Raw genomic sequence first — 20,431 nt, 5'->3', positions numbered from 1 at the left:
CCTCCTAATTATTTGGGAATTTTGCTATTTTGACGCCCACCGCTTATTTTCACTATAAGCCCCAAACCAAGTGAAATTAACATGACGACAATACCGTATAGGACCCCTGCGGCAGATGCGAAGCCAACCCGAGCCTCTCCTTTACCAGAGAACGCATAGCGGTATATATACACATCCACCATATCCGTTTTGAATACCGGACCCCCATCCGTCATCGCTTTGACTAAGTCAAAAACATGAAGAGCATTAACGGCGGAGATAAGCAGTATCACACTCCCGACTGGAAGAAGCAGAGGAATTGTGATGTATCGAAGCATTTGGAGGGGACCGGCTCCGTCAATTTTAGCTGATTCAAAGACATCTTTTGGCAAAGATTGAATGCCAGCCAACCAATAGATCAACTTCATCCCAAAGCTTTTCCAGACTCCAACGAGTACGACTATTAAAAAAGCCGTATCGATTGAACCAAGCCAATCAACCGGGGTGTTCAATAGGCCAATTCGGATCAGAACCTCATTGACAAGCCCTTTATAGGCACCGAATATAAATCGCATGACTAAACCGACAACCGCCGTGGTTGTTACTACCGGCAGGAAATAAATCATCCGATAGATGGTCTTACCTTTCATCCACTCCGCATTTAGCAGCAAGGCCATCAGTAAAGCTAGAGGAACTTGGATGACGACAACATACAGCATGAACGTTAGACTGTTACGAAACGCATTCCAAAAAATCGGATCATACAGCGTTTCCTTAAAATTGGAAAAGCCCACAAAGTCATTGAGGCTGCCGAAACCGCTCCAATCATAGAAGGAATAAACGTAGCTCATCACGATCGGATACAGAGTAAATAACAGGAACAATAAAAGTTGAGGTGCGATGAACAGTAAACACCATAACTCCTTTTGAGCACGATAGCTAACCCTACCTCTCCTCCCTATTTTTCCTATTCGACGGCGGCTCACTGAATTATCCATAGGCCTTCTCCTTCCCTTATTGCATGTGATATAACCCCATATTGCTTCTTATTCGAAACAGTTCCGGTACAGTACCGAAAAACACAAAAAAGGAGACTACGCAGTAAAACGCGTGTCTCCGGTTGGCCGGTCAACATCCATATTGTATAAAACAAATTCCTACTTATTTACTTTGATTTAGTTTATCAACATCCCTACATGGCGTCAACCTTTTTTTGCACGTACGACTTTATTTAATGATCTCCTCACCTGGGCAGCGGCTGTTCTTGTTTCGCTGCCATTCTTGTGTTCTTTCAGAGATAGGAGGATATCACCCAAGTGCCCCCACGAACGAAACGCCTGCCCAAAAAAGGCCGTAAGCCCTCCGAAACGAACGATTAGTACAAGAGGGTAATTTGAGGTTATGATGATTAGGGGTGATAAATTGAGGCAAGCAAAATTAGTTTTATTAGTGCTAGTAATAATATCCTTAGTGTCAGCATGTAGTAGTGGCAACACAGATAAGACCGTGAGTGAAAGCTATCTCGTAAAACATTATTAAGCTATCGCTCTCGAACGGCATCTACCAAGTTCTTGTGTAAATTATATATCTCTTTCGATTCAACGCTTAGGAATGTAACCGCTGTTCCGAATCAACGCTTATCTTCTTGATAGTTTAAATCCGGAACAACACAACTAAAACCAAAACCAACATCGTTAATGATTTGATTTGCAATTTTAATAAAATCAATTGCTTCTTCACGAGGCTCATACTTAAAATAAATCTTGATATTTTTATTTCTGTCTCTAGATTTAGGATATTTTTTTCCATTTCTCCAAAAGCTTTACGATCATTCACACGCGAGAGGGATTGCAGCTTTTCCATCAGCTTTTAAAGGATCTTGAAGCCACGACTGGACAAAAACCAATGGTTATTCTAGAGGCTACGGTGCATTACAATGCTCCAGTCACACAGTTTTTAGATGATCAGAACTACTTGTACATTGTTGTTAACCCTATTCTGTCTTATCAATCTAAAAAATCTTCGAGCTTACGTAAAGTAAAAACAAATGCCATTGATGCCTATGCCTTAGTTAGTAGCAAATCTCTAGTATTTATCAGTCCCATTCATTATTGGGCTATACTAAGACAAATGCCTATTAATTTGTTTACATCCACTTAATGTATTGGAGGCCATATACAGAGCCAACTGTCATAATAATCGACCAAACGACTAAACTAATCCCCATCCAAGTGATTACTCTAACTTTAGATGAACCAAGCAATAGAGCTGTTAAAGCAGCTAAATCTGTTCCAAGTATCGAGGGAGAAAGCAAAGCAAACACCGGAAGACCGTATTTTTCCCAGATATGTCTGGCTCTAGTTTCTTTTTTTGAAGGCTTTGATTTCCCCTTTTTATCTCTCCGTTTGTTACGCCATTCAGAAATTTGTCTAAAAAACATGGCAAAGATTAAAACCATAATAAAATTTCCTGCAAAAGCAATAATTCCAACAGCTACAGGTGATATCCCCAACGCAATACCAACTGGAATAATATAAAAAACATCCAGAAATGGTAATATTGATATTAATAATAATGCGATGTATTTCCAAATTCCATCTAATTGTTGAACCCATTCAATCATTTGAACACCACCTGGTATCATAATATAATCTCTAACCTAATTTTTCTTTTATTTGTTTTATAGTCAATCCTTCTTCTTCTTCTTCTTCTTCCCTTTATCTACAAGGTTTTCTACAACCATGGTCGGCAATCGGACAATGTTCTTCTCACGAATCGGATCAAGTTCCGGATTTCTGTGTTCCCGTGGGGGATTAGATACAATTGTCCCCGGTAAATTCGTAGAATTAATAAATTCTCTAATCGAGGCAGTTGGCGAAGGAGAGTTGTTCGATATGGAAGATGATGAATACGTACCTCAAAGATAGTACCCTCTTCTTTCGTTATTAGCTTTAGTGTGCCGGGGCTGTTGATTAATGTTCGAAGTACTGTGCGAGCCGCGAATATAGTGGAAAACACCTCGACCTCTGTACCAGCCATATCCCCATGAGATTCTGGTGCCATTCGTTTTGCTTTAACTTTCGTACTTCATTGATTCTTACTGAATTTTCATTCATACAAAGATGTTTAGCAACCAACCGTTTAAACTTTGTAGATGAAAACTCAAATACATTGTTTGCTTCAGCATTGACGGTTTTCTTATTCTCAAGGGAAATCATTAAAAGTATTGATATAAGAAAAAGACATACTTTCCTCATTCAACGTCACCGCCAATAACTCTTCTTTTTCCCATAAATTTATGCACTAACACATTACTCCATTCTCACTCCACGAATGCTCCACAAGCCTTCCTAGTCGCTCTAAAAGGTCTAGAAATATCATATAAATAATTTTCTGTCGAAGTTAAGCATTTTAGCAATGGAGGTGAAATTTGCATGATTAAAAAACTAACTATTAATGTAGTAACCGTATTTTTTCTTTTGATATTCAATGGAGTAGCTTATGCACAACAACCAACTTTAATGAGCATTAAAACTATTCCTGCTCCTGAAGGTAATTGGGTTCTTGCCTGAAGGTGATGGACAGATGGTTATTCATGTATCTACCGAATATTTAAATACACTTAAAATATGGAGAGTTCCTACTGGAACACAGCAATGGGAAAATCGTATGAATTTATAATGAAAAAGGAAACAAAATTGACTGGACTTGTGTCTGGAGATATACCAAGGACGATACTATTCATAACCATTTTGTTGTTGAAGCTTCTGGAGAAGGTGGGAGTATCCAAGGTAGCAAGTTTACGACTACGATTAATCGGATCATCAAACGTGGCTCTAGTAGACTAAGGCATTCCCCTTTTCGGCAATCGGGGAATATCATGTGAAAATAATAAAGCCTGATTCCTCAGGCATTTACAATAAAAGTTATGTAGGTACTTTTGTGTCATTAGACAGCAAGAAGATATTTTTCGGCTGCCTGGTTTTTTTGAAAACTTTTTATATGTAAGCAGCTTCCATCTTCAGAGTAAAAAACACTATCACTAATAAAGCCATAGTTGCGTGCTGAAGGAAAGCTGTTCAAAGTAGCAATAATTGCTTGTGTGAATAAACTCATCCACTGGATTTTTGCAATTTTAACTACAAAAGAAAGATTCCGTTTAGACTAAGTAACACAAATGGAATTATATGGGATATTTATCCGTGCCATGTGGGACAGCTCTTTCGCATGAATTTATTTAATTATTCCACCTCTTAAATCCTCCATTAATAATTAAATCTTGACAAGCTATTAGCTGGAATAGTTGAACAAAAGCCGGCTAAATATCATGAAGCATTTAGTTGTTTGACGTGCTCACGAAAATATAAAACAATCCTAATGATACATACCCAACCTCTCGATGCCTTTAGAACAATTACATCGTCTTGCTTTCCCATGTTCCTTACCTACATCAATATCCTTTGTTCTAGAGGAAGCTGTGCCCGTTCCTGCAGATCCACCAGACCTCTATAGGATATGTTTATTTCCTATTCCATTCAGTTGCCAGCTTTGGTTTACATCTATGATGAAAACCCCTTCAGTATCATCACTGAAGGGGTTGCTATTCAAATCGATTTGCTTTATTACTTATGGTGGTTATGACCGTTATCACCGTGAGATGGATGGTCGTTCTTATAAATAACGAGCTCAGTTGTTATGGGCAAGTGATCCGCTGCGTTTGTGTTTATAACCTTCCCTGCTTTTATTTTTACATCATCAGACGTATAGATATAGTCGATGCGACGATTAGGCTTGTCTGAATAATAATAAGACGTATAGGCATCATTTAGACCAAGTTCCGCAAATGTGTCATGATACTGCGCAGACATTTTTATAATTTCTGGACTATCTGGTGTGGCATTAAAGTCTCCCACTAAAATACTTGTTCCTTTATTTTGATTTACAATGTCCAGGATCTCGTTGACTTGTATATCTCTTTGTTCAGGTCTTTTATTGTCAAGATGCGTATTGTAGAAATTAATATGATTGCCTTTCACATTAATTACCGTTTTCGCAAGACCGCGTTGCTCTGAAGGATATTGCGTATTATCGAGTAAATGATTTTCGCTAGAAAGAATAGGATATTTACTTAATATAACCGTTCCGTATTGACGACGAGGTTCCCCCACATTTAAGGGATCATTGTCAAGATTCGCAGCAAATTGATAATGCATGCCTAAGTAATTGGCTAGCCATTTCGCCTGATCCTCGAAATTACTACGCGTGGAGAAATGATTATCGACTTCTTGCAGACCAATGATATCAGCACCCGATGATTTAATAACGTCGCCAATTCTGTTCAAATTCAGAATGTCATCCATGCCTTCTGCATGATGAATATTATACTCCATCACTTTGATGGCAGTCTCTTTTCCTTTATTAAAGTCTGAGGCATAAGATTCACTACTTAACGAAAACATAGGAATCATAGACATCAATAAAACTGAAGAGACAATAACTGACTTTTTAAGCATGCACAACATCCTCTCGAAGTTTTCAATGATAGGTGAATATGCTACTATAATTTCATATTCTGGCTTCCATTTCCATAGGCTGATAGATGTAGATTGTTCTTTGCAAATATTGTCTTTTACTAGGACCATGTGTAAAGGAATTGTAATTTTAAATCGTTTTCATCATAAGATTCTTGCTCTAGCATAGCAAAAAGAGGCGCAGATCCTCTGCCCCTCTTTCCACTAACCGCTATTCTGACTTCATCTCAACGCCCGCCGGCAATACCCGCTCGACATGCTCACGAAGTGACGTATTCGTATATAACTCCTCACTGAAATCGCAATAATCCTGTTGTCCTCACGCGTTCGGATCAACCTACCCGTACCTTGACGCAAGCGAAGCAGCATGTTGTCTTAAACAACGATATTGTATGAACAAGTTTATCGAGCGTATCGCATAATCAATAACCATCCCTATTATAAATAAAAGGTGATCCATTGTGGTCGCCCTCTGAAGTCAATAATATTAATTTTAGGGTTTGGTAAGTTAAGCATCAACTTAATTAATCTTCAACTAAACTGCCCAATAACGTAATGAGGTTGCCGATCAATTTCGCGGTAGCCTCATTTTTTATTCTTTTATTTCTCTTATCAAAGCATCCATTAGGTTTTCACCTACTTCCACTTGTCCACCAGGAAATACCCACCCGCCATGTTTGTCTTTACTAAAGAACATGTCCTTGTTCATTTTCTACGATACCGCCTACAGCTACAATATAGGTTGGCATTGCCATGCTTATTAACCTGCGGAGAATGACTCACCAAAAAAGATTAAAAGAATAAATTATAACAGAATTACATACAAAGGAGGTTAATGTATTGTGTCACAAACAAACATACCTAATATTCCACCAAATATTTCCGTAACACGTGATCAAGCGATCAATTTATTGCTTTCGTCGATAGCCATGGAAGAGCTTGGGTTAAGTCATATACTCAATGCGGAAGGTGAAAAACTCCAGTATGTACTATGAAAATCCTACTTATAATTCCAATTACCAACATAATAAGAGGACCTAAAACTGTAATTCCAATTATTACTGCAATAAATTTAAGAGGAGTTGATATTCCTCTCTGTTCCCCAATAATATCTAATCTTTGATTTATTTTTTTAAGTTCATCAAGTATTTCCCGATTATACTCTTCCGACATTATCTTAACCCTCCCTTTTAGAATCATTCAATACACTTTATATACACCTTTTCTGAATTCACATATTTACACATGCTGTTCTTCATTAGAATGGGCAACGGCGTAATCAGTCGTCATTTTTACTTTCATTCTGTTGAGTTATTTTATTTTGTTTGTAACGCATAATGGCAACAGGTAAGTTCCCTATTCCCATAAGAAAACAAACTACAGGAGGTATCAACTGAGGCAACGAAGGGTAATTTGGTTTTCCGTCACCTACAGCTCCTATTTTAGGCTGATGAATATCCCAATAATTATAAAATACCAAGATGACCGGTAATATAATACATACGACACATGCAACTATATGAAATATAAACCTGTTCAAGCGGTTCCCTCCAAACAACGTAATAGACCTCATTATTATTCTCCATGTAATTTTATACTTTTCCTTCGATTGGAAGTTGCATTAAAATTCTGCCTTAGTGAAGAGAAGGGCTGCCAAGCGGCAGCCCTTCAATTGTTTAACTATAGTTTTCCGTTAGGATAATATACTTTGGCACCTAAAGGTATATGCAGTTAAATATTACAAAATTTATTATAGGGGGTGAAAAAGTGACTTTGCATCGTTTTATCGTGCCTCTATTGACTTAGAGCACGCTCTAAGATGTAAACTTACTCTATGGAAAAATATTTAAGCATTCAAGCCATTTCTAACCTTACTGACATCACCGTACACACCTTGCGTTACTATGAGAAAAATGGTCTGATTCATGCGATAGCTAGGGGTTCGAACGGTCGCCGCCAATATTCTGCAAACGATCTAGCATGGATTCGTTTTTTGGTAAGGCTTCGAATGACAGGAATGACCATACGGCAAATGCAACAGATCGCTGACTTGAGAAGACAAGGTTCCGCTACAACCAAAGAAAGGAGAATTCTGCTGGAAGCCCACAAGAAAAAGTTGGCAGAACAGATCGAGAGACTTCATGAACATGATGAAGTCATCAACGAAAAAATAGAGATTTACCGTCAATGGGAATTAGAAAACCAATAACTGGAGGTAGTTGAGCAATGAACTCATCATTTGAAAACGGAAAAAAACTGTTTCAAGAAACTGATGAAGCAGGTATTCAGGGAGTCATTAATGGTTTAAGTCACGTATCCCCACACATCAGTAGATACATTATTGAATTTTTCGGGCAACTTTTTAGTAATCCCGTACTAAACTATCAACAAAGAGAAATGATTGTGATCTCTGCGTTAATTTCATTAGGCGATACTCCAAATCAACTCAAATGGCACATGAAATTCGGCTTAAAAGTTGGGATCACGCCGAACGAAATTATAGAAATTGCTACCCATTGCATTCCGTTTTGCGGCTTTCCTCGTGCTTTAAATGCCGTTGGAGTTGCAAAACAACTTTTTGCTGAACAAAATATCGAAGTAAACATCGAGGACGAGCTTCTACAAAATATAGGAGAACGGCGAGAACGAGGCGTGGCAAAACTTCAGGAAATCGATGGCAAACATGGCGAAGAGGTTGTAGATTCACTTGCGGCTATTGCTCCTCTGTTAGCTGAACAAATCATCGAATTTTCGTTTGGTGAAATCTACAGTCGCCCAGGATTGAACCCTAGACAACGTCAACTCGTCACGTTAGGAGCCTTAACTGCTCAAGGTGGGTGCGAGCCGCAGTTGCATGTTCATCTCAATGCCGCAATTCGTGTAGGTCTTACGAGACAAGAAGCGATTGAGGCACTACTACAATGCTCCCCTTACACGGGATTCCCTAAAGTGTTGAACGCCATAAAAGTTGCGAAAGAGATCTTCTTACCGCATTAATAGTTGAATTTGATTGGACTGCCACTTGGTGGCCCTTTTCACAACTAACGTTCTTTCGTTAGCTTAGCGAAGTCTGCGGCGGAAGACCAATAATCATCTGCCTCTCTTAGACCTTTTAACACTTTGTTCGCTACTTTGTCGTAAATATTGCCTAAGAAACTTTGTTTGTTATATCTAAACCAATTGTCCTTATCTCCAATCCCTAATCTATTATCGAGATGTAAATCATGTGCGGTTACTTTGTTAAGAGGGACTTTTTCTCCCCAATGATGGGTGTGACCCTCCGGTGAACAAAGGGCTATCTCAATAATCATTACCCCAATCAAAGGCAGGTACTAAGTCGTACTCTTTCAGCCTTTGAAATAAGGATACCGAATCAATGATAAGTCAGAAAATACTGTGTTGGTCTCTTCTTTTGAATCACCTTCTCCTTATCTGCTGGCTAATCTTGTCTCCAGAACGTTTACATTAGTCATGGTTAAATCCCCCAGTATAAACTCGTAATGCTACAATCCATATTAACACATATTGGAAGTAACCTGCCCGTTAATTGAATGAAAGGCTGCCGATCGTGCCGGCAGCCTCCTATTGTCAGTAGAATCATCATGACCGGCTGCTGTGGCGTCTTTATTCTGCTAACGTTCCTCGTTAATCAGTTTGAAAATACTCCTCCATGCCTTCCTTAGGGAATGAGATCAAGTTCTTGCCATTGGCTCGTGACAAGAATTTGATTCTATAAAACAAAAAAGCCACGATTTTCGCGGCCATTAATGAGATAATGCTCAAAAACAAAGATGATATACTTTTCTTCAGAAAATGCATGTAGATCTCTTGATTTAACAAATAAATATCTGGATACTCGGTCTCTCGTATTTCCCTGACATTATCTGCCCTCATTCGTTTCATATCTTGCCAAGATAATATCTTTTTAATTACAGCTTATGAAAGATTCTGTACATGATGGCGGCCGTTTCTGCGCGGGTGGCCTTCTCCCGTGGGTGAAGAAGGCTTCCGTCACCGCTTACAATCTCTTCTTTCACCATCGCAGCGATATCTTCGAGTGCATACGCAGCTACATCCGCTCGATCGCTGAAATCCTGAATTTGTTCCACGCTGCCCTGATTCGTCAGAATGCCTGCGATTCGCAATGCTCTTGCGCTAAGAACCATCAAATCTTGACGGGAAATATATGCCGTAGCATTGAAGATATTGCCGTCGGTTCCATTCGCGATCCCGAGCTGTTTTGCAATGCCCAATGCTTCGTAATAATAGTCCGATTGGCTGACATCGCTGAAATTACCGCTGAAGTTCGCTGTTAATCCCAATGTTTTCATCAATAGAAGCAGGAAGTCTCCTCTAGTAATCTTCTCTTCGGGATGGAACGCAGTCTCTGAGACACCGTTGATAATACCTTTAGAGGCTAACACTTCAATTGGAACTTGCGCCCATGGGTATACTCCGGCATCTTTAAAGGTCTTATAAACATAGGACACGGCATATTTACTGAAGTGAGAAGCACGGAAGGTTACCGTTTCGGTCTTCTCATCGTATTTGGCATTTGGAACTTTAACAGCGTTCCCTGCTCCATCGATATACCAAACGACCAAATGTTCAGGATTCTCCCCAGGTTGAGGAATATACTTGACGGATACTTGGACTGGTGCTGCTTTATTTTCCCAATTAATTACCTTGCCGTCTATTTTCAAGTTCAATTCTACGATTGGCCTCTCTCCAATAGCTTCTTTCAAAATCGGGTCTGTCACAGTGGAGATATCAACCGCTTCAATCGAAACGGAAATGGTAGAGCTTCCCGCCGCTGAAGAGGATTTTACCATATTGCCCGGCAACTCAATGACGCCTACCGGTGTATGAAGTTCGATAAGCTGCTTGTTTCCACCTTGCACTAGCGCGCTTGACGGCAATATCAATTCGTAAGCTTTCGCACCGTCTACGGGTTCCAAACTAATTTTGACCGTCTTGATACCTTTGTTGTCGGCAGCAGCATGAGTTAGCGCATCGTTAATAGCTTCCTCTGAGACTTCAGCTAATGCTGAAGCTATTGTGCTATCAAGATTAGTCGTCAACGTGATCATTGAACCGTTAACCGTTGGCGTGGAATTATTATTCGTCGAGGTATTACCGCCGCTGCCTGTATGATTACCTGAGCTCCCGTTGCCGCTGTTAGTATTGTTATCCTCTCCACCGGTACTGCCTTCGCCGACCTTTAACGCCAAACTAACCGTTTGGTTGATTCCATTTACTTTGCCAGTTAGCGTGTATTGACCGTCAGTGTCTGTTTGCGGTATGTTGGTCCACAGAACACCGACCTCCCGGTTAGCTCCATCATCAAAGATAGCAATGACAGAGCTTGGCAATACGACAGCTGCGCCTTTGGCTACAACCACCTGATTCAAAGTCCGGAATCCGACGATGCTCTCTTCCTTTACGATATTGAAGTCCTGAAGCATCACCTTCTCATTGCTCGCGGAGCTGACATATCCCTGGTATTCTCCCTTTGGCAGCAAGGTGGCAAACGTGAATTCCCCGTTTACAAGAACCGCTTGATCCGTGTATATTACGGAGTTCGTTTGCTTTTGCATGACCAGTATGGATACCGAATCATTTGACGCTGCAGCATCAACTACTTGAAATGCAGCTCTATTATTCTCAACAGTTTGACTAACGGTTAGCGTTGAGTTGGCGAACACTCTCACAGGGCTTGCTTGGAGAAGCATCGCTGAGAATAACAGCACTGCCAATAACATCCGTAAGTATCTGAAGCAATTGGTTGTCATATTTTCGCCCCTCATTTAGATTGCATATCAATCTCGTTGGCTTCGAACCGAATTCCAATTATTGAACTGACTTTTCATTCGAAATTCTCATGCCCTCTGTCAAGCTATTGATCACGAATGCTTTAATTCTGAGTCCCTCTTGATTCAACGGAGTGCTAAACCCTGCTTGCACTGTCTTGGTTTGCCCGGCATTGAACTGCGACTTCACATAGGAAGTGCCCAGCACATTATCGTTGGCGTCACTTAGCTGGATCGCAATTACAGCATCCTGTACCGCTATGGCGTTCTTTTTAACCGTAACTTCAGCTACCGCATTCGATCCAGGCACAAGCTCTGTCAAGACATTCCCCCATAGATCGGTGACTTTAATATCCTGTACGTCAAATGTATTCGAGAGCGCGATGTTGGAGAATTTCGCCGTATTGTAGTAAATATTGGAGATCGACGGTTGTGAGGCATCTACGGCAAAACCGATATAGGCCTCTTTCCCCATAGCAAATTCCTTCCTGGCAAGCTCCTTCCACTCATTCCCGTCTATCGAGGTGTAGGTAATTACCGTATTCTCCACTCGTTCGATTTTTAGCCAAGCTGGCAACGTGTGATCCGTTAGTGCCGGCAAATAGTCTTGCGGGTAATCGCTGCTATTGAGTGTTTGGGCTGTCTCGCCTTTGTTCATTCTGGTTGAAAAATAAGTCGCGTAATACGTGTCATCTTTATCTCCGTTTAAATTCTCGTCTCGGTCAGCCTTCACGATGGAGGTGCTAATGATCGCCTCAGCGGCATCGGGATCCAGACTTTCACGGAGCATAAGGCCAGAAATCGCGTTATTGTCCAGCAACGCGATAGAATCCAGTCTCGCCGTCAAGGACGCATTGCCGCTGATGGGTTGATAAACATAGTGGAAGCTATCCTTTGTTCCGGTTATTTTACCCGATCCCTTAACCGTTAAAGTACCAGCGGCATCCATGCTACTGCTTCCTTGTACGGCAGTGCTACCAATATCAGCAGATTGCCAGGGAGCCTGCACCTCGGCGCCGTTCACGTGTATCGGCAAGGAGGTCGACTGTGTCGCATTTCCTAAGTTATCGTAAGCTCTGGCGGAGATAAAATAAGTGCCTGCTGCCGCCTGATCCAATATGTAACTATATGGAGCTTCGGTGTCTTCTCCAAGCTTTTCGTCATTCTTATAAAACTCTACTTTAGCAATACCATCCGCATCCTCCGCATCCACTTTAATTTCCATCGAGCCGTCTTCCGCATACAGTGCGTTGTAAGTAGGCGTTGTCACCCTCACTACCGGGTTCTCAGGTGTATAAGAAAGATCGGCCAAGCTGCTCAGATAGATTTCCAGATTGCTGTAGCCGCTTGCCGTGATGGCTTTACCGTCGGACGCATCGTTCTTGTTCAAGCTGTGCGCATTCTCCCAAGCATCGGGCATACCGTCATGATCCGTATCTACCGGAACGGTCCCTGTTGTCAGCTCCGGATAACCGCCTACTTCGTATTCCCTGTTGATGATTCTGCCAGTGCCGTTGATCACATCCTGGATCACTCGGGCATCCGCTGCATCGCGTCTCGGCAGAATAGCGCCGACTTGACGGATCACTTTGTCATAGGCATTCTGAGAATCTTCGATTTGCAGCAAGGTATAGCCATCGTCAACAAATGGTGTGCTGAAAATTTTGGCGGTCGCGCTCTGGTCTTGAATCCCTTTGCTGTTGTCCGTGCTTGACGCAGGATTGCCAACCATGAAATTCCCGTTTACGTAAAAACCGCCGTCGCTAGGATTAACGATTCTCCCTTTCACCGAATTGAAAGTTGCCGGACCTGGTTTATAATAGTTACTTATAACATTGGAGTTAAGTCCTGCTGTTCCACCATACATGTTATTAAAGCCCCAGTTATAAATCACATTGTTAGCAATCGTCACAATTCCCGGAGTTGTCCCGTTACCCACCCTCGCCATCCGGCTCGTATGCGTGGAGAACAGATTATGATGAAAGCTTGTCTCATTGCCGCCCCAGATACCGCCGTATCCATGCTTCCCTTTATAGTGGCCGGATAAAGTCAAGCTCTCGCTGATCAAGCTCCATTGAACGGTCAAGTGATTGTTCTCATAAAAGGAAAGCGATTCGTCCGTAGACCAGCCCGCGGATACGTGATCGATCATCACATAATTGGAGCCTCTGCCCCCAAGTGAATCCGGCTCACTTGCGATATTCGCAGCACCTGGTCTAAACCGGAGATATCGAATAATGATGTTATTGGCATTGCTGACATCTGTGTTGAAGCCGGCAATGCAGATCCCGTCTCCCGGAGCCGTTTGTCCCGCAACTGTTATATTTTTCCGATTCGTAAAGTTTAAAGAGCTTGATAACTGAATCGTTCCCGAAACACGGAACACGACCATTCGATTATCCGCGCTGATGGCATCTCTTAAAGATCCCGGGCCGGAATCATTCAGGTTGGTAACTTCATACACATCATAACCACGCCCGCCGCTCGCATACATGCCTCCGCCCTCAGCACCGGGAAATGCCGGTATGGTTGAAGGCGCTGCCGCACCTTCGGCCTGAACCGCCCCTGCCACAGGCAAGGATGTAAAGCCTAATACTCCGCATATCACAGCCATTACAAGTTTCTTCTTCATGTGTAGGTATCCTCCCCATTTCGCCTTACTTCAGCACAATCACATCGGATACAGGTTGCATCTGGACGACATTATCCCAAATGAAAACTTTTAACGTGTATCCGCTCACATCATCCGGAAGCTTCATACGTGCGGCAAATTGCTCAGCTTCTCCGTTCGCTAAAGTTTCTGACGTGTAAATAAATTTCACCAGATTGTTGTGCTCATCATAAAGACCTGTAAACATCACAGCATCCTTCGTTGAAGCAATGAAGTTGTCTACCTGCGCCGTAACAACGATATCCTTTCCTGACGCTAATTTCGTAACGGCTTGACCGTTGGCATCATAGAAGTTGATGGTTGTTGCTTTGTACGTATAGGTAACATGATATTTCGTTGTAGAGACATAACCGTAGTCATCAGATGCTTGGATGTCGATATCATTCAAACCTGGCGACAAGACTAACGTGGTGTTAAACGTTTCACCCTTGTTTAATCTCAGACTTGTTTGCTCACCCTTGAGTTTAACAGGCACACCATTATTCGTGATGGTTAAGGTGCTCTGTTTGTCTACTTTGCCGCTGATAGGCAGCAATGCGCTGTATACTTGACTTGCCGGTTCTGCGGAAGTCATCGTAATAACGGGAGGCACGGAAGCGGAAGCAGTAGGAACGACACTTATCACCGTGGATGGCACACTCTCCCCGCTTGCGTTGCTTGCCGTCATGACGAAATAATACGTCTGATAGTTAGCCAATCCTTTTATTTCAGCTTGATAGGTGGAATCGGCAACTGTTTTTGCAAGTGTAAAAGGTCCCTGCGGACTCGTGCTGTATTTGACTGTATAAGAAGTTGCTGTTGGAAGCGCATCCCATGTGATCATCGCACTCTCGTTATATGGCTTAGCGGTGATATTTTTGGGGGCGATCGGCTTTCCTTCGTTTGAATCAAAAGCTACCGTTCCATCCGCCAATACAATTCTGACATCCTCAAATGTCGCTGTTATGCTCTTGCTTGCATTCGATGAAGTAGCCAGCAAACCTACAAAAAGCTCTTTGGGATTTCCATTGGCATCCAAGCCAAGGTTAGTAGCGGTAGCGGTGCTGATAATTAAAGAATCGGATGCTGTCGGCTCCTTAGGGATTGGAGCGGAGCTGATAATCGATGTAATTTTATCTCCGACCTTGGTTAACTGCAGATAGGCTGTGCCGCTAAGAGGGAAGTTATTATTGGACCCGTTGGAAGAACCGCTGTACCGGAACATTTTTCTACCGCCTACCGCCGTGCTGGCATATTGCTCCAATTGTGTAAAGTGATAGCTGTTCGGATCAAGGCTCTCCCGGATCGTCAGCCCTGGGTTACCGTAAACCCCTGGGGCATAGCCAACAAAAGTAGCTTTCGTACTGATCGTATAGTCACCCTTGATCTTAACGGCTTTTAAATAGAGTTGGTCGAGTCCGGTTGCGTTTTTATTGATACCCGTACCTGAGCCGGTGAGCGTGAATACATTGGTATCGTCGTCAAAGCTCGAAGAACCTGCGATAGCCGGGCTGCCCACATCCGCACCAACGAAATCCTGGGGCTTAATTCTCACGTTGTGCCCCGGAGTGATGGTTACTATATTGGAAGCGGTGCTCTCTCCATAGGCATTACTTGCAGTAACAATAACATTGTAGGTTGTTCTATAGGTCAAGCCTGATAACGTATAAGAGGTTGTGTTTGCATCGTTTACTGTATGAACCATAGGATAGACGCCACTTGCGGTACCTGCCTTAATCTGATAAGAAGTTGCTCCTGGTACCGTATTCCATGTAATAGTTGCCGAAGCTCCGCCCTCCGTAGCATGAATGGATGGTGCGGAGGGCGCAATCCCTGAAGCACCGGGTTTGACGGTTACTACATTTGAATGAACACTTTCGATAAGTCCGTCGGAAGCCGTTACGACAAACTGATAGACTGTTCCGTTCGTCAAACCGGAGTAGGTATAAGAAGTGACGGTTGGACTGTTAATTCCATAGACCATGTTGAAAACCGTACTGTCCATCGGCTTCCCTTTTACTGTGTAGTAAGTAGCCCCTGTGACGGTAGTCCATGCAATCGTTGCATGACCATTTCCGGCATTTGCCGAGATGACTGGTGCGATGGGGCCAGGTGTATAAAACTTAGGTGTCCAATCGCCACCTAAATAAGCGGCTACATCGGTAACTGCCGTATCAGCGGTAAGCACTTTTCCTCTTCTGGCCGAAGTATCCACCGGCTGACCGTTATAAGTCGTGTTATATTCGTAAAAGCTTGCATTCTCCGGAGTCGAGCTGCTCATTGACGTCCAGCCTTGGGGAGTAATTAACGAGCTGTCTTGGAGCCTTGTATCCAGAAATTTCACTTTGGCGTCTTGTCCCCAAGGTCTTCCAAAATGACCGGGAGCCTGAACCTTGCTCGCAGTTCCTGTTATCGCAGAGCCCCTGAACAAATAGCCGAAAAATTGCGGATTGCTAGACGCTGAAGGCTTAGCTGCTGTAATGTAGCCCCCGGAGCCAGTATCGCTATATCCGGTGAAGTTCAAGGTACAATTATCGAATACCGCATTGCCATCCCCGAAAATATAGTCCGTATTCCCCTCGATGAAACAGTCTTTGTAGTACTGATTCGTTACAGAGTTACCTGTATACAGCGTATCTTGGCTCGATAGAAATTTGCTGTTGTAGAATTCAACATTATCGGCTTCAACGCCGACAGCCGCAGCTCGTTCCGTTGCTGCCCTGGAAGTAACGTCAAGACTCAATGTTCTTACGGTAAGATTCGTCGGTGTGCTGATTGTCGTCACCTGAACGCCGTCATCCAGCTCTTCTTGCGTTACGTATTTGTTGAACGAATTCTCGAATACGATGCTTTCGGCTCTGAACCCTTTGGCAGCGTTTGTCAGGAAAACGGTTGCCCCCCACTTGAAGTTGCCCGGGTAGCCTTTGGCATATTTATCGAACGCGCGATCTTCGTTGTAGGAACCATCAGGCCCGGCACTGTAGTAATCATATCCGACGCCGTAGTACCACGTGATTTTGACTTCCTTACTCGGATCTGTATTAACAAAGCTGATATAAGGAGTCGTCACCTTCAGTTGTTCCCGGTAAACGCCAGGAGCAATATGGATCGTGATTCGCTGCGCTTCACTGGCTGGATTCATCCGTGCAGCAGTCGTTAGCGCTTCTTTCACCGTTGCGAAGTGATTAGCCTTGGAGCTGTCTCCCACATACAAATCGCCTACCCATGGGAGTGCAGATGGGGGCGTTGTCGTCGAAAATTTCACATCCTTAATTGTGCTGCCTCCACTCACCACGACATGTCCAATGGTTGAATATGTTGGATCAGAGCTGATGGCTGAAATGGCATAGGCGCCGTCTCTAAGCTTGACCGAATACCCTCCATCTATCCCATTGCCAGAGCCGGTCACCGTACCGGGATAGCTATAACCGTCATCCACATTCGTAAATTTAATGCTGGAAATGCTAATGGTCGACGGAAGTCCTACAAATGTGCCCGTTGCCGAATGAACCGCTTTGGGGGCTACCTTCAAATCTTGCATTAGGTTTGTGCTTGTATAAACGCTGTTTCCGCCTGTAAGCTCATAATCGTTCACACCGGAAAGCGTAGCTGTGTATGCTACACCTGCTCTGACATCGACTGTGTATGTCATATTCGTTTTATTGAGATTAGCCTCAACGACCGGGGCAAGACTTTCTTCAGGCGGGTTGAACGTGATCTTGAAGTTATCCAAGCTATAGCCGCTGTCAAACCCCATTATGCTGCCGTTAACTGTTGCCATTGAGGTTTGAGTTACATCCAAATTTACATTGTTGATACCGCTTACAATTTGTGATGTCGAAGTGATCAAAGTTTTCGTGGTGTCAGATATCGAATACTCCGAGCTGACGCCTTGAAGAACAGCCGTATACGTATAATCGGCATGGAGGGTTGCCTCATAAGTCCCATCCGAGTTCAGCGTTGCATTTAGAATATCGCCAGTGGATTCGTTCTGGAAAAGAAGCGAATGCCCCGAAAGCGCATATCCATTCAGATTCAGCATGCCGCTTACTTTCACGCCAGGCGTTCTGACGATTCTGGCGACATTCGGTTTAATACTTGCCGTCGAATTTGTATAATAAACTTTTAAGCTCCCGGAATCTTTAGCTAAATACGTAACCTTCTTGCCATTTTGATCAACTGTAGCCGTATTTTCTTTCGTTGTTCCGTTGGTCGGGCTTGTTAAATCAAAATTAACATTGGACGTGCCCGTACCATTCGTGACAAATCCATAAAGTGTAATGGTATCTCCGGCAACCACATGATTCAGCTTGATGTACTTGGTTGTATCGTCCCCGTTACCACCGGCGTAGATAGATCCTTTGGACACATATCCGTCGCTGAAGGTCTTGCTCGTAGGATTGCCATACGATAATGCACCGTTCGCACTCCCGTCATAATAGTAGAGTCTGTTATGCGTGCCGGTTGTGAATAAGGTTAAGTCACCGAAAGGAGCATTGGCTTTAAACACGCCTTTGGCAGGCGATCCTCCCGATGATACATAGTCAGTTAATCCATTAAGCAATCTTACCGTGATGTGATTGACATAGTTTTCCTCAGCAGCCGCTGCTCCACCGAAATCCCACACATCAAAACTTCGGGTATTCGTCGTATCGCTAGCCAGAGCTGATCTGCTGCATACACCCAGCAACGTAGTTGCCAGCATAAAAAGCACCATAAATTTGCTTATACAGCTTTGCAATCGTTTGTCCATTTCATTCTCCCCTGTCATAGTTTGGCAATCCCGATTCCCATCTGACAAGCTAGCATAGCCTCAACTCTCCGAACCATGACTTCAGCTATGCAACGATATGTAAGCACCTTGAAGATCGGGTACCGTCTAGAGAAAAAGTTGTTCTCTTCATTGTTCTCCTCCTACCTTATGTCATGCCTATATTATGACCTCTAGGGGGAATGTCAGGCTATAGCTGTTGGATAACCTCTTTACCGTTCTACCCTTTTAGCTCCGCAATAGCTTTTAATTAACTACATATGCCAGTTCAAACTGCCGCACAATTACGAGAGACAAAAGCACCCTGCCACCTCAACCGAGGATTTGCAAGGTGCTTTACTGTGACAGATTAACCTCAAATCTTGCTTTTTGAATTATGGAATATCCGATGTGACCACCGTAATAAAGTTTTTCGCTATTGCGAATTCGGACATCAATCTTTCCCACAACTCGCATTTGACCTTTTAAGACGACTTTGTATTTATAAGCAGGAACGAAACCTTTAACTTAATCTGCTGGAACTTTATCTTCAATAACCAAATCTATCTCCTCACCACTTATCAAGTCAAAATCTAAGAACTTAAAAGCCACATTCATCCCTCTTTTACTTATAAATTCAATACTTATTTGCATTTCTCACAAAAAACTGATGTAAACCTCTCAGCAGTCCTCTAAATGTGAGAACACCTTAATCAACTAAGCTCCAATTCGATAGGCAATAAACCAATCTCCTACAAGTTGTTGAGTAGTATCAAGAATAAGTTTTATTATTCCATGATCCATTCTCCGTAATGATAAAGTTGGTCCGGGGATTAACCTCATTGCTTAAATCGAAGTTCCACAGACCTTCTTGCGCTATTCCCCATTGCATCTCACGTAAAAAGACTGTATCTGCTTCATCTGCGGTTTTTATCCAATTGTTGCCTTGAGGGGATTTAAGTCTAAAATACAACTCTTTCTCCTATATTATGAACATAAAAACGGACTTTCTCCTTATTACCATCAGTAATTGCTTTATATGTTAACGAAGCAGAACCTTGACCATTACAATTCATTGTCTGGTTTAACATAGCACCTTGTAAGGCTGCATCATCAGGTATTGTAGCACCCTCGAGTGCTGTGAAAGTGTGTTCTTCAGCAGGCAAAAATACTACCTATTACTTAAACGGGCAACGGCAGCCCAGTGTGTGCCGGCTGCCTTGATGTCGTGATGGAACTATCGTTCTTTCGTTAGCTAAATCGATTTTTCACTTAAAATATTTAAGATATCCCCAAAGAAGTAAAATCGGGATAGCTGCAAGAAAACATGCTATCGAGATACTGTCCCTTTGTTTTTTATCATTTGTGGTTTCTGTATTATCATTAGCTCGTTGGCGGTCACCTGATAACAGTGAGCCACTTGTAATAATAGTAGTGATTATTAGAATTAATCCAATGCAGCCCGATATTCGTTGACTAAAACCACTGTTTAGAAATAATGACAAGATATAAAAAATTATAGTAACAATGAGTCCACTTAAAAGAGATAATTTAGCTAATTTCAAGTGTAAACGCCTCCCCTAAGCCTTCACCCTCATTTTACCACATATTGGAACTAAGTAGAGTAAAGGACTGGGGATCCCAGCCCCTCCTCATCAAACCGTACGTGCAGTTTTCCCGCATACGGCTTTCCGACGTTCTTCATCTAGGA

At 42.6% G+C, this 20,431-nt stretch carries 16 protein-coding genes and 1 pseudogene; 4 read left to right on the top strand and 13 right to left on the bottom strand.

The window, feature by feature from the left end; genetic code table 11:
• Nucleotides 1-8: 8 nt before the first annotated feature.
• Together AC58VC_RS20080 and AC58VC_RS20075 are read right to left on the bottom strand one after the other, a co-directional pair.
• Nucleotides 9-977, bottom strand: a complete 969-nt coding sequence (locus AC58VC_RS20080; protein ID WP_497370621.1) for a carbohydrate ABC transporter permease — start codon at nt 975-977, stop codon at nt 9-11.
• Between the two features lie 632 nt (nt 978-1,609).
• The gene (locus AC58VC_RS20075) at nt 1,610-1,741 is read right to left on the bottom strand and encodes a hypothetical protein (RefSeq protein WP_497371350.1); all 132 of its coding nucleotides are present in this window, start codon (nt 1,739-1,741) and stop codon (nt 1,610-1,612) included.
• Between the two features lie 86 nt (nt 1,742-1,827).
• Between AC58VC_RS20075 and AC58VC_RS20070 the strand changes: the two genes are divergently transcribed.
• Nucleotides 1,828-2,139, top strand: a complete 312-nt coding sequence (locus AC58VC_RS20070; RefSeq protein ID WP_497370620.1) for an IS110 family transposase — start codon at nt 1,828-1,830, stop codon at nt 2,137-2,139.
• On the opposite strand, the gene AC58VC_RS20065 is transcribed toward AC58VC_RS20070, so the two are convergent.
• Nucleotides 2,126-2,602, bottom strand: a complete 477-nt coding sequence (locus AC58VC_RS20065) for a small multi-drug export protein (protein ID WP_497370619.1) — start codon at nt 2,600-2,602, stop codon at nt 2,126-2,128. The two genes, AC58VC_RS20070 and AC58VC_RS20065, sit on opposite strands and share 14 nt — an antisense overlap.
• An 811-nt stretch (nt 2,603-3,413) precedes the next feature.
• On the opposite strand from AC58VC_RS20065, the gene AC58VC_RS20060 reads away from it, so the two are divergent.
• Nucleotides 3,414-3,551 (top strand): hypothetical protein, encoded by a 138-nt coding sequence (locus AC58VC_RS20060; RefSeq protein ID WP_497370618.1) that lies wholly within the window; start codon nt 3,414-3,416, stop codon nt 3,549-3,551.
• A gap of 1,050 nt (nt 3,552-4,601) precedes the next feature.
• Here AC58VC_RS20060 and AC58VC_RS20055 read toward each other — a convergent pair.
• From AC58VC_RS20055 to AC58VC_RS20040, 4 genes and pseudogenes are all read right to left on the bottom strand, one after another.
• Nucleotides 4,602-5,492, bottom strand: coding sequence for an endonuclease/exonuclease/phosphatase family protein (locus tag AC58VC_RS20055; protein WP_497370617.1), 891 nt, complete (start codon nt 5,490-5,492; stop codon nt 4,602-4,604).
• Between the two features lie 613 nt (nt 5,493-6,105).
• Nucleotides 6,106-6,265: pseudogene (locus AC58VC_RS20050) on the bottom strand (NUDIX domain-containing protein); the annotation flags it as partial.
• Nucleotides 6,266-6,467: 202 nt separating this feature from the next.
• The gene (locus AC58VC_RS20045; protein WP_497371378.1) at nt 6,468-6,683 is read right to left on the bottom strand and encodes a hypothetical protein; all 216 of its coding nucleotides are present in this window, start codon (nt 6,681-6,683) and stop codon (nt 6,468-6,470) included.
• Nucleotides 6,684-6,789: 106 nt separating this feature from the next.
• Complete coding sequence (locus AC58VC_RS20040) at nt 6,790-7,050, bottom strand: hypothetical protein (RefSeq protein ID WP_497370616.1); 261 nt, start codon at nt 7,048-7,050, stop codon at nt 6,790-6,792.
• Between the two features lie 294 nt (nt 7,051-7,344).
• Between AC58VC_RS20040 and AC58VC_RS20035 the strand changes: the two genes are divergently transcribed.
• The gene (locus AC58VC_RS20035) at nt 7,345-7,719 is read left to right on the top strand and encodes a MerR family transcriptional regulator (RefSeq protein WP_497370615.1); all 375 of its coding nucleotides are present in this window, start codon (nt 7,345-7,347) and stop codon (nt 7,717-7,719) included.
• A 17-nt stretch (nt 7,720-7,736) separates the two neighbouring features.
• On the top strand, nt 7,737-8,507 hold the full coding sequence (locus AC58VC_RS20030) for a carboxymuconolactone decarboxylase family protein (protein ID WP_497370614.1): 771 nt from the start codon (nt 7,737-7,739) through the stop codon (nt 8,505-8,507).
• 44 nt (nt 8,508-8,551) lie between these two features.
• Here the strand turns inward: AC58VC_RS20030 and AC58VC_RS20025 are convergent, their stop codons facing one another.
• The 6 genes from AC58VC_RS20025 to AC58VC_RS20000 all read right to left on the bottom strand — a co-directional run bounded on the left by AC58VC_RS20025 (nt 8,552) and on the right by AC58VC_RS20000 (nt 20,285).
• Nucleotides 8,552-8,833, bottom strand: coding sequence for a hypothetical protein (locus AC58VC_RS20025; RefSeq protein ID WP_497370613.1), 282 nt, complete (start codon nt 8,831-8,833; stop codon nt 8,552-8,554).
• A 606-nt stretch (nt 8,834-9,439) separates the two neighbouring features.
• Nucleotides 9,440-11,302, bottom strand: a complete 1,863-nt coding sequence (locus AC58VC_RS20020) for an S-layer homology domain-containing protein (RefSeq protein ID WP_497370612.1) — start codon at nt 11,300-11,302, stop codon at nt 9,440-9,442.
• Between the two features lie 58 nt (nt 11,303-11,360).
• Complete coding sequence (locus tag AC58VC_RS20015; RefSeq protein ID WP_497370611.1) at nt 11,361-13,952, bottom strand: Ig-like domain-containing protein; 2,592 nt, start codon at nt 13,950-13,952, stop codon at nt 11,361-11,363.
• Between the two features lie 25 nt (nt 13,953-13,977).
• Nucleotides 13,978-18,723, bottom strand: coding sequence for a pectinesterase family protein (locus AC58VC_RS20010; protein WP_497370610.1), 4,746 nt, complete (start codon nt 18,721-18,723; stop codon nt 13,978-13,980).
• A 959-nt stretch (nt 18,724-19,682) separates the two neighbouring features.
• Nucleotides 19,683-19,886: a hypothetical protein gene (locus AC58VC_RS20005; RefSeq protein ID WP_497370609.1), complete on the bottom strand. Its 204-nt coding sequence runs from the start codon at nt 19,884-19,886 to the stop codon at nt 19,683-19,685.
• A 102-nt stretch (nt 19,887-19,988) separates the two neighbouring features.
• Nucleotides 19,989-20,285, bottom strand: a complete 297-nt coding sequence (locus tag AC58VC_RS20000; protein WP_497370608.1) for a DUF5316 family protein — start codon at nt 20,283-20,285, stop codon at nt 19,989-19,991.
• Between the last annotated feature and the right edge of the window lie 146 nt (nt 20,286-20,431).

The sequence above is a fragment of the Paenibacillus sp. J22R67 genome (assembly GCF_059692175.1).
The sequence above is the reverse complement of the archived record's forward strand: the minus strand, read 5'-3'. Positions and strand labels throughout refer to the sequence as shown.